A 10,572-nucleotide genomic window follows, 5' to 3' on the forward strand; every position below is an offset into this window, starting at 1 on the left:
ACACTGCCGGAGCTGCGACCGGTGAGGTAGTCGTGGTACATGACGCCGGCGAACACTCCGGTGGCCGTGCCCTTCAGGGCCGAAGGCCGGATACCCGCGTCAGGCGGAGGCGTTATCGAGAGCCGATATCCGCGCGGTATCGAGATATCACGACGAGTGGTCCGGGAGCCGCGTGGCGCGCTCGCTGGAGGCGATGATCGGCAGTCGGTCCTCGGTCGCGTTGGTGACCAGCACCAGCGAGCCGCCTCCGACGAGCAGGGCGGCCAGGAGCTCTGCGCCAACCGGTGACGCCGGTGGAACGGTGGTGAGCAGGCGCGCGCTGTTCCCGTCGCCTCCGAACAGGGCCGCGTGGCTCGTCTCGATGTCGGTCCACGAGACGGCTGCGTCGTCCGTCTCCGGTGGGTCGAAAGGTGTGAACGCATCCGGCTGTCCCCACACCTCGATCCCGACGTCATGGACGCCTTGGGGGAGCGGGTCGGCGAAACGTACGCCGAACGGCAGGAGCGAGCACGCCAGCGTCGGCCGCTTCCCGGCTCCGTCGGCCCAGGCGGCCACGGTCTCGGGGCCGCAGACGACGGCGTCGGGGCTCTCGGAGTCGGTCACCACGAGCCCGGTGTTCCAGGCCGCGCCGAGGAACACGGTGGCCAGCCAGTGGGTGGGCAGATCGATGCGGATGCTGTCGCCGCGCTCGAGGCCGTGCTCGTCGACGAGCAGGCCGGACGCCTTGGCCACCCAGTTGGCGTACGTCGTGGTGGACAGCTCCTGGCGTTCGCCGCTCGTCTCGTCGTAGAACGTCACGAACGGGCCGCCGGGGTCGGTCCGCAGGGCTCGGGCGAGGGTCTCGGGGAAGCTGCTCACGTCGAAACTCTAAGGTGTGCGCCATGACGTTCTGGGCAGTGATCCCCGCCGGCGGCGCAGGCACCCGGCTGTGGCCCCTCTCGCGGTCCTCGGAGCCGAAGTTCCTGCGGGACCTGACCGGCCACGGACGTACGCTCCTGCAGGAGACCTACGACCGTCTCGACCCCGTCTGTGACGGCATCATGGTCGTGACCGGCGCGGTGCACGAGCGAGCGGTGTGCGAGCAGCTGCCGGAGGTGCCGCACGATGCGATCCTGGCCGAGCCGAGCGGGCGCGACTCGATGGCCGCGATCGGCCTGGCCGCTGCCTTCCTGGAGCGGCGCGACCCGGACGCGGTGATGGGCTCCTTCGCCGCCGACCACGTGATCCGCAACGTCGACAACTTCCACGCGACCGTACGCAGCGCCGCGGCGGTCGCGGCGGACGGCTGGCTGGTGACGATCGGTATCTCGCCGACCTTCGCCTCGACCGCGTTCGGCTACATCGCCGAGGGCGAGCCGCTGGACGGCCACAGGGGCGCCTACCTGGTCGACGAGTTCGTCGAGAAGCCGTCGGCCGAAGTGGCGGCGGGCTATCTCGCGACCGGCCGCTACCGATGGAACGCGGGGATGTTCGTGGTCCGCCCCACCGTCCTCCTCGACCTGCTCGCGGAGACGGACCCCGGCTTCACCGACCGGCTGCGGGCCATCGCCGCAGAGCCGTCGCGGCTCGAGGAGCTGTGGGAGACCCTGCCGAAGATCGCGGTCGACCACGCGGTCGCGGAGCCGGCCGCCGCGGCCGGCAAGGTCGCCACGGTGCCCGCCGACCTCGGCTGGGACGACATCGGCGACTTCGACTCGCTCGCGACGCTGCTCCAGGCCGCCGCCATCGCCTCGCCCGAGGGCCCGACGATCCTCGGTGACGACACCCTCGTCCACGCCCTCGACTCCACCGGCCTGGTGGTGCCTCACTCCGGCCGCACCATCGCCCTCATCGGTCTCGAGGACATCGTCGTCGTCGACACCGACGACGCCGTCCTGGTCACCACCCGCGCCCACGCCCAGCAGGTCAAGAAGATCGTCGCCGCCCTCAAGGACTCCGACCGCACCGACCTCACCTGACCAGCTCGACCGGCGGAGGAGATGAGAGACGGCCGCCTCCCCGAAGGGAGACGGCCGTTTCGTACGTCCGGAGGGACCCATCACATGGCCTGGGCCTCGGGGCTGGAGGTGTAGGGGTACTTCTGCATGAAGTCCTTGATCGCCTCGCCGGAGACGCTCTCGCAGTACTGGAAGACGCCCTTCTGGGTGGACGCCTCGGTCGGGTTGGCCGGGTCGGCGGACCAGTGCGTCATGGCGATGTGGGTGCCCGCGGGGAACTCGGTCTTCTTGTCGCCGGCGACCGCAGTCTCCTTGGCGTCGGCAGCGGTCCACGGGGCCGCGATGAACTTGTAGCGGAAGTTGGAGGTGCCGGCGAACTTGTCACCGATCGCCCGGAGCGTGTTCAGCTCGTCCTCGGAGACCGTCTCGTCGTACCAGACGATCGTGTAGCCGTGCTCGAGGTTGTGCACCAGCGCCTCGAGGTCGGGGCGGTCGCCCGGGGTGTAGAACTTGCGCGACATGTCGGCCGGCGCGACGTTGGCCTCGTTCCAGTGAGGGCCGAACGCCGGGGGAGCAGTGGTGTAGGTCTGCTCGGTGCCGGTGGCGATGTGGTTCTGGTTGCCGTCGGCCGCCATCTCGGTGATCTTCTGGCAGCCGGCAGCCTTCGTGCTCTTCCCGATGTCCTGCAGTGCGACGTCGTCGTACTTGCTGGTCTTGAAGAAGTCCGTGATCGGACCCCACGCTGCGGCACCCACGATCGCGAGGGCGATGACGACGCAGACACCGACGATCGCCGCACCGCGGACGCGCTCTGCGCGACCCTGCTTCTTGCGGATGTCGTTGATGACCGCACGGCGGTCTTTGTTGAGCGACTTGTTGGCCACTGTTCGGCGTACCTCGGGTCTTTAGTCGGGACGCGCAGATTCTAGGTGGTCAGTGGTAGCAGAAGGGAAGTTGCCCCGCGATTGGTCTCCGCGCGCTCGCATCGCCAGCCGTGCGCGAACGCCAGCACGGCGACCAGCGCGGGGTCGGCGCCGTCCACGCGGAGCCCGTCCCCGTGGGCCACAGGAGCGGTCCCGGTCACCTCCGCGACGGCCGCGGAGAGCTCTTCGGCGCTCGCCGGAGCGCCGAACGGGGCCTGGTCCTCGGCGGCGCCCTTGAGGGCGCGTACGACCGCCTCGCGGGCACCGAAGCCGAAGAAGTCCGATCCCTCGGGGCGGATGAGTGCGCTCGCCCCCGGCCCGTCGTCGCCGGGCTCGCGGACCAGGTCCGCCCGCCCGCGCAGGACGGCGAACGGCCGCGCGCCCAGCTTGCCCTGGGAGATCTCGGCCGCCGAGGCGATCTCGTCGACGACGGCGGGGGCGGTGACGACGAGGCCGTTGCCGTAGGCGTCGACCTGGCCGGCGAAGCTCTCCAGGACCTCCATCCCGGCAGCGCCGATCGCGATGTCGGTCTGGCCGTCGCGCCAGGCCCGCCCGGCGGTGTCGGTGATGATCACGCCGACGTTGGCGCCTGTGCGGTCGCGGAGCGTGGCACGCAGGGCGCGAGCGGAGGCATCGGGGTCGAGCGGCAGCAGCACGATGTGGCCGGCCTCGACGTTGGAGGCGTCGATCCCGGCCGCGGCCATGGTCAGCCCGAGCCGGCTGCGCACGATCTGGGTCGGCCCGCGCCGGGCCACCACCCGCGTCGTCTCGCCGGGGAGCGCGTCGTCGCGGTTGCCCTCTCGCACCTGACCCTCCGCCTTGGAGACCACCTTCGAGGTGACCACGACGATGTCGCCGTCCGCCAGCGGGGTCTCGAGGGCGTCGAGGAGCAGGCCGGCCAGGTCGTCGCCCTTCCGCACCTCGGGTACGCCGTCGGGTGCGGTGACGGTGATGCCCGTCATCGGGTGACCAGCCCGACGGCGGCAGCGGCGATGTCGGCCGTCGCTTCGTCGGAGGACATCCACAGCGGGGCAGCGGCCGCCTTCAGCCCGGACGCGGTCAGCGCGGGAACGGCGTCGGCGTCGGCGGTGTCGACCAGCCAGCCGTCGAGGACGCCGCCCGAGCCCCGCTTCCCGTAGTGCAGACCGACTCCGGCGGCGGTCGCGTCGACGCCGATCGCTGCCAGCATCTGCTCCGCCATGCCGCGTACGTGATGACCGCTGATGATCGGCGAGATCCCGACCACGGGGGCCGAGGTGGCGACCAGGCCCTCCCGGATCCCGGGCACGCCGAGGATGGTCCCGATCGAGACGACCGGGTTCGACGGAGGCACGATCACCAGATCGGACTTCAGCAGCGCGTCCATCACGCCGGGACCCGGCTTCGACTCGTCCTGCCCCACGAAGATGAGCTTCTCGACGGGGACACCGGCTCGTAGGCGAACCCAGTATTCCTGGAAGTGAACGACGGAGAGTCCACTGGGTGAATTCTCGTCCTTGACCGCCACGTGGGTCTCGACACGGTCGTCGGTCATCGGCAGCAGCTGCACCCGGTCGCCCCATACAGGCTTCAGCCAGCGATCGCACAACGCCGCGGTGACCTGGGACAACGGGAAGCCCGCCTCGAGCATCTGGGTGCGCACCAGATGCGTGGCGATGTCGCGGTCGCCGAGTCCGAACCAGGTGCCGGGCACGCCGTAGGCCTCGAGCTCCTCCTTGATCGACCACGACTCGGCCTTGCGGCCCCAACCGCGCTCGTGGTCGAATCCGTTGCCAAGGGTGTACATCACCGTGTCGAGGTCAGGGCAGACCTTGACGCCGTGCATCCAGAGATCGTCGGCGGTATTGGCGATCACGGTGACCCGGGCATCTTCCCTAATGCCCGGGACGCGGCCGGCAGAGATGCCGTGGAGGAGCCCGGAGATGAACTTCGAGCCACCATGGCCGCCGGAGAGAACGGTGATGTCGCGCATGGTCCTAGCCTCTCAGACGAGGGCCAGCACCCCTGCTCCAGCCGGTGCCGAAAGGTTGCGTGGAAGCGCCCCTAGCAGATTTGAGGGTTGACTTGTGGCACCGACAGGCATGTAATTTCATCAGTGTGATTCGAAATTGAACCGGGGACCGTCAGCGCTGGAGACGGCGCAGCGAATCTCGGGAAATTTCGTACTGGGGACTGCATCAAAACCTCGATCTCGGTCGTAACAGAGGCAGTTCCCGCAAAAAACGGGGGGATCGGTTACCTGCCGATGGCATGGAGGTGACTGGCCCAAGATGGGGTCACGGTCCCGAAAACAAGCTGAATAGGGTCGAAAGGTCGGAAAGACGATGAGAGAGCTGTTTCTCCTCGAGCCGGACACCGACGAAGGGGGCTGGCAGGAGCGCGCCCTGTGCGCGCAGACGGATCCGGAGGCGTTCTTCCCTGAAAAGGGTGGATCGACTCGGGAGGCCAAAAAGGTCTGCCAGACCTGCGAGGTGCGCCAGGACTGCCTTGAGTCTGCTCTGGGCAACGATGAGCGCTTCGGAATCTGGGGTGGACTCTCCGAGCGGGAGCGCCGCAAGCTGAAGAAGCGCGCAGTCTGAGGCAATAACCAAGCACGAGCCAGCAAGGCCCGGACCGTCAAGGTCCGGGCCTGCTGTCTTGTCTGGCCGATTGCTTCGCAATCCACGTCGCGGAGCCCCAAGGAGGCCGCTCATGCCCAGGGGGATATCGCCGATCGCCCGACAGGTCCATTCGGTCTATCACCAGATGGGCACTAGGGTTGCCGATCGTGCAAGCGTCGGTCGCCCTCGTCCTCGTCTCTCATAACGGCGCCGGCTGGCTTCCGACCGTCATCGACGGGATCCGGAACCAGCAGGCTCCGGTGAGCTTTGCCGTCACGATCGACACCGGCTCGACCGACCGGTCGGTGGAGATCCTGGAGGACACCTTCGCCCAGGTCGTCCAGATGCCGGCGTCGACCACGTTCGCCGACGCAGCGAACGAAGCGCTGGCGATCCTTCACCAGGCGGCGCAGCCGCCGGAGTGGATCTGGTTCCTCCACGACGACTCGACCCCCGACCCGCACGCTCTGGCCACGCTGCTCAACGCCGCCGAGGAATACCCGGAGGCCGACATCCTCGGCCCCAAGATCCGCGAGTGGCCCTCGCTGCGCCGGATGCTCGAGCTCGGTGTCTCGATCTCGGTCACCGGCAACCGCGAGACCGGCCTGGAGCGCGGCGAGTACGACCAGGGCCAGCACGACGAGGTACGCCGCGTCCTGGCCGTCAACACCGCCGGCATGCTGATCCGCCGCGAGGTCCTCGAATACCTGGGCGGCTTCGACAAGCACCTCCCGGTCCTCGGCACCGACATGGACCTGGGCTGGCGGGCCGCCAACGCCGGCTTCACGACCATCGCCGTCCCCGACGCGGTCGTCTTCCACGTGGAGGCGGCCCACCGCGGCGTACGCAAGACGCAGCTGACGGGGCGCCGGATCCACTACCAGGAGCGCCGGGCTGCGCTCTACACCCTGCTGGTCAACGGCAGGCCGGGGACCTTGGCGCTGTGGATGGTCAGGTTCTTCTTCCAGACCCTGTGGCGGATGCTCGGCTTCGTCCTCGTGCGTGACCCCGGGGCGGCGCTCGACGACCTGGCCGCGCTGGGCTGGATCTATGGCCACACCGGCCAGATCATTCTCGCCAAGCGACGCCGCCGGAAGCAGGCGCACGCTGACAAGGACGCCGTCAAGGCGCTGCTGCCTCCGCCGTGGCTTCCCTACCGTCACGGTCTCGACTTCGTCTCCGACGTGGCAACAGCGGTCACCCTGCAGGCCTCCGACATCGCCGAACGCCGTCAGATGGCGCAGGCCGAGGCCGACCCGGCCTCCTTCGCGGCCAAACGACAGGCCGAGCGCGCCCAGCTCGAGGAGGACGAGATCCCGGCCGAGACCGGCTGGCTGGTGCGCCTGTTCACCAACCCGGTCGCGGTGCTCCTGGTCATCGTCGGCATCCTCGGCGTCGTCGGGGCGCGTGCGGCGCTCGGTGGCGTCGCCGGCAGCGGTCTCGGTCCCACGCCCCAGAACGTCGGCGACTGGTGGCAGCTGCAGTTCCAGTCCTGGCACGCGATCTCCCAGGGCACCGGCGTGCCCGCGCCGCCCCACGTCTTCCCGCTGGCCGTGCTCGCGACGTTCCTCGGCGGCAACCCGAGCCTGGCGGTCACCGCCGTGATGCTGCTCAGCTTCCCGATCGCGCTCGGCGGCGCGTGGCGGCTGCTGCGGGTCGCCGGCCGGCTGATCAGCCACCTCGGTGCGCCGCGCTGGCTGCTGCTGTGGGGCGCGACGGCCTACGCCCTGGTTCCCTACGTCAGTGGTGCCTTCGGCGACGGCCGGATCGGTGCGGTCGTCGTCGGTGCGCTGCTGCCGTGGCTGGCCCACGCCGCGCTCGGGTTCAGCGACCCGGTCGCCGACCGCCGCTGGCGGGCCGGCTGGCGCACCGGTCTGCTGCTGACCGTCATCACCGCCTTCGCGCCGATGGCCTTCCTCGTCGCGGCCGTCTTCGCGGCCGTCATCTTCATCGCCGTACGCCGGCTGATGCCCGCCGTGCTGCGCGACCGCGACCAGTGGGGTCCGCCCGCTGCGGCCATCGCGACGCCGGTCGGCCTGCTGATCCCGTGGTGGCTGCCGCTGATCTTCTCCGGCGGCTGGGCCGGGCTGCTGCTCGACCCGGGCCGGCTGCCGGCCCCGGCCGCGGGTGGCTTCGACCTGCTGGTGGGCCGCCTGACCGGGCTCGACGGCGCCGACCTCGGCGCCCCGTGGTGGCTGGGCCTGGCGCTGCCGCTGCTGGCCGTGCTCGCGCTGATCCCCAGCCGCACCCGCATCCCGGTCCTGGTCTGCTGGATCGGGGCCGTCGCGACGGCCGTCGTCACGATGCTGCTGTCCTGGATCCCGATCCACCTCGACGCCGGGATCGCCCGCGTCGGCTGGGGCTTCCCGTTGGTCGCCATCCAGGGCTTCGCGGTGGTCGCGGCCGTGCTCGGCGCCCAGGGGGCCATCCTCGACGGGCTCAGCGGGCTGCGGAAGATCATGGTCGGCGCGGCCTCCGCGGTGGCCGCGATCGGCGTGGTCGGCAGCCTCGGCTGGTTCGTCTACGCCGGCTCCGGCGACCTCACCGACAACACCCGCGCCCTCGGCCACACCGGTGTGCCGTCCTACATGCTCGACCCGACCTCGACCACCCTCGGTCCGGAGGACGGCGTCCTCGTGCTCCGTGGCTCGGTCGACGAGGGCATCCGCTACGCCGTTCTGCGCAACGACGGGATCACCCTCGGCGAGGACGAGATCGCCCAGCTCGCGGGTGGCTCCACCGAGCTCACCGGAGTCGTACGCCGTCTGGCAGCCGACCCCGACGACGCGGTGATCAGCGACCTGGCCGCCCAGGGCGTCGCCTACATCGTGATGCCCGGGCCGGCCGACTCCTCGGTCGCCGAGGGGATCGACGCCTCCGGCTCGGTGACTCAAGCGAGCACCGTCGAGCGCTCGACGCGTGCCTGGCTGCTCGACTCCGAGCCGAGCAACCCGGGCGTGACCGAGTCACAGTCCATCATCCGTACGATCCTGTTGGTCCTGGCCGGGATCGGGCTGTTCGTGGTCCTGGTCCTCTGCCTGCCGACGCTGATCCAGAGGAGGGAGTCGGCATGAGCCATTCACGTGACCCCTACGACCGCTCGCACGAGCCGCAGGCCGACGACGTCTACGGCCAAGAACCGTGGATGCTGGACCCCTACGCCGACCCTTACACGGGGCAGACGGGCCAGGCGCCGGAGCGCTACACCCCGGAGCAGCTCTACGCCCAGGAGCCGTACGTGCCCGGCCCCGAGACCGGACAGATGCTCGCCCAGACCGGCTACCCGCCGCCCTACGAGGGCGACTATCAGACCGGTGAGTTCACCCGGACCGGCGAGTTCGCCGGTGACTTCCAGGGCGATTTCCAGGGCGATTTCCAGCCTGAGTACGAGGCCTGGCCGACCCCCGATGAGATGCGGGCCGGCGAGCCGGAGCCGGAGACCGAGGCCGAGCCGCAGCGCGGCAAGGGAGGCCGGATGGCGGCTGCGGCCGCGGCGGCAGCAGCGGCGCGACCCCGGCTGCGTCGCGTACGCAGGCAGCGCGGACGCCGCCTCGACAACACCGCTCTGGTGGCCCTGGGACTGATCGGCGCGATGGCCGTCGCCCTGCTGCTCAACCGGCCCCACCAGTGGGAACAGCCCACGCTCGCCGCCGACAGCAGCGCGCCGAAGGCCGCCACCGTGGTGTGCCCCGGCAAGCCGAAGTCGGGCGCGGACGAGGTCGCGGTCACCAACGCCGCCGACGGCTCCGGTGAGGTCACGCTCAGTGGCCCTGGTGCCGGCAAGGGTGCCCAGGCCACCGTGGGGTCCGGCAAGGTGACCACCACATCCGCCAAGCCGGGCTCGGTCGTGATCAGGGCGGGCAAGGAGGTCGCCCCGGGCCTGGTCGCCGGTCGCTCGACGGCCAAGCCGCTCGCGGCCACGGGCTGCGTGGCTCCGCAGGCCGAGGCGTGGTTCCCCGGCGTCGGCGCCGGCGCGACCCACAACTCGGTCCTCGAGCTCACCAATCCCAACAGCGGTGCGGCCACCGTCGACATCTCGCTCTACGACGAGAAGGGCGTCGTCCCGGTCCCCGAGGACCTGCGCGGCGTCGCGATCCCGGGCAACACCACCCGCACCTTCGACCTGCTCCACGTCATCCCGCGCAAGGGTGAGCTGTCCCTGAAGACCACAGTCGTACGCGGCCAGGCCGGCGTGATGGTGCGTGACCGCGCCGTCGCGCTCGAGACGGGGGCCACGAAGGAGGACTACTTCCCGGGCCAGTCGACGCCGGCCGAGACCAACCTGCTGGTCGGCTACCCCAACAGCGCCGCGAGCCGCACGCTCACCGTCGCCAACCCGGGTGACGCCCAGGTCAGCGCCGAGCTGCGTCTGCTCACCCCGAAGAACGTGCTCACCCCGGAGGGCGCCCCGGAGATCAGCGTGCCGCCCAACGGGCAGACGCAGGTCGACCTCACCAAGCTGCTCGGCAAGGACAGCGCCGGCGACGCGTACGGTGTCGAGATCGTCGCCACCGGCCCGGTCACCACCGCGATGCGCTCGGTGGACCGCGGCGACGTCGCGATCACCACGGCCACCGAGACGGTCTCGGAGGCCACCGCGGTGGTCGTCCCGGCTGGTCCCGGCGTCGGCAAGAAGCGGGTCGTGATCGCCGGCCCGGTCGCCAAGACCGGGAGCAGCGGCACGGTCAAGGTGGTTCCGGTGACCGCGAAGGGCAAGGCGCTCAAGGCCAAGTCCGTCGAGGTCGGTCCGGGACTGGGCGCCGAGATCGAGGTGCCCGCGGAGGCCGCGCTGATCCAGTTGGTGCCCGAGGGTGTCGAGGTCAATGCCGCTGTGGTGATGAGCGGCGAAGGTGACGCGGTCGTCCCGTTCCGTCCGCTGCGCTCGGAGGTACGCACCGCCGGGGTTGCTCCAGGGTTGCCGTTGCCGTTGGAGCCCTGAGTCCTTCTTTCCGCGCGCTTTTGCCGCTGTCCCTTGTGGTTGGTGTTTGCCGCCGACCCGTTACGGGAGGGTGTTCTCAGCGGCGTCCGGAGTCAAGGACGCCCTGCGGGCGCCGGCTTCGCCGGTCGCCTTCGGCGATCCTTGACACCGGACCATGTCGAGAAAGATCTGGC

Annotated in this window: 8 protein-coding genes; 4 read left to right on the forward strand and 4 right to left on the reverse strand. The window is 70.3% G+C overall.

Annotated elements, in window-relative coordinates; genetic code table 11:
* Window positions 1-147: 147 nt before the first annotated feature.
* Window positions 148-858 (reverse strand): TIGR03089 family protein, encoded by a 711-nt coding sequence (locus ACFVJS_RS22100; protein WP_378884949.1) that lies wholly within the window; start codon window positions 856-858, stop codon window positions 148-150.
* 23 nt (window positions 859-881) lie between these two features.
* Here ACFVJS_RS22100 and ACFVJS_RS22105 point away from each other — a divergent pair, with 23 nt between their 5' ends.
* Window positions 882-1,958, forward strand: coding sequence for a mannose-1-phosphate guanylyltransferase (locus tag ACFVJS_RS22105; RefSeq protein WP_378884952.1), 1,077 nt, complete (start codon window positions 882-884; stop codon window positions 1,956-1,958).
* Between the two features lie 80 nt (window positions 1,959-2,038).
* Here ACFVJS_RS22105 and ACFVJS_RS22110 read toward each other — a convergent pair whose 3' ends face one another.
* From ACFVJS_RS22110 to cofD, 3 genes are read right to left on the reverse strand one after another with little or no spacing between them, the layout of a single operon-like run.
* Complete coding sequence (locus ACFVJS_RS22110) at window positions 2,039-2,821, reverse strand: DUF3105 domain-containing protein (RefSeq protein ID WP_378884955.1); 783 nt, start codon at window positions 2,819-2,821, stop codon at window positions 2,039-2,041.
* Between the two features lie 41 nt (window positions 2,822-2,862).
* Window positions 2,863-3,822, reverse strand: coding sequence for a coenzyme F420-0:L-glutamate ligase (locus ACFVJS_RS22115; protein WP_378884958.1), 960 nt, complete (start codon window positions 3,820-3,822; stop codon window positions 2,863-2,865).
* Window positions 3,819-4,832 carry a 2-phospho-L-lactate transferase gene (gene cofD, locus ACFVJS_RS22120; protein ID WP_378884961.1) on the reverse strand — a complete coding sequence of 338 codons (1,014 nt, stop codon included), beginning with the start codon at window positions 4,830-4,832 and terminating at the stop codon, window positions 3,819-3,821. Before cofD ends, ACFVJS_RS22115 begins: the two co-directional genes overlap by 4 nt.
* A 352-nt stretch (window positions 4,833-5,184) precedes the next feature.
* Here cofD and ACFVJS_RS22125 point away from each other — a divergent pair, with 352 nt between their 5' ends.
* The 3 genes from ACFVJS_RS22125 to ACFVJS_RS22135 all read left to right on the forward strand — a co-directional run bounded on the left by ACFVJS_RS22125 (window position 5,185) and on the right by ACFVJS_RS22135 (window position 10,399).
* Window positions 5,185-5,439, forward strand: a complete 255-nt coding sequence (locus tag ACFVJS_RS22125) for a WhiB family transcriptional regulator (RefSeq protein WP_008361238.1) — start codon at window positions 5,185-5,187, stop codon at window positions 5,437-5,439.
* 188 nt (window positions 5,440-5,627) lie between these two features.
* Window positions 5,628-8,534, forward strand: a complete 2,907-nt coding sequence (locus ACFVJS_RS22130; RefSeq protein ID WP_378884964.1) for a glycosyltransferase — start codon at window positions 5,628-5,630, stop codon at window positions 8,532-8,534.
* Window positions 8,531-10,399, forward strand: a complete 1,869-nt coding sequence (locus ACFVJS_RS22135; RefSeq protein WP_378884967.1) for a DUF5719 family protein — start codon at window positions 8,531-8,533, stop codon at window positions 10,397-10,399. The genes ACFVJS_RS22130 and ACFVJS_RS22135 overlap by 4 nt, the downstream gene beginning before the upstream one ends.
* Window positions 10,400-10,572 lie beyond the last annotated feature (173 nt).

It is taken from the genome of Nocardioides sp. NPDC057772 (assembly GCF_042798075.1).
In the GTDB taxonomy this organism is placed as follows: Bacteria; Actinomycetota; Actinomycetes; order Propionibacteriales; family Nocardioidaceae; genus Nocardioides.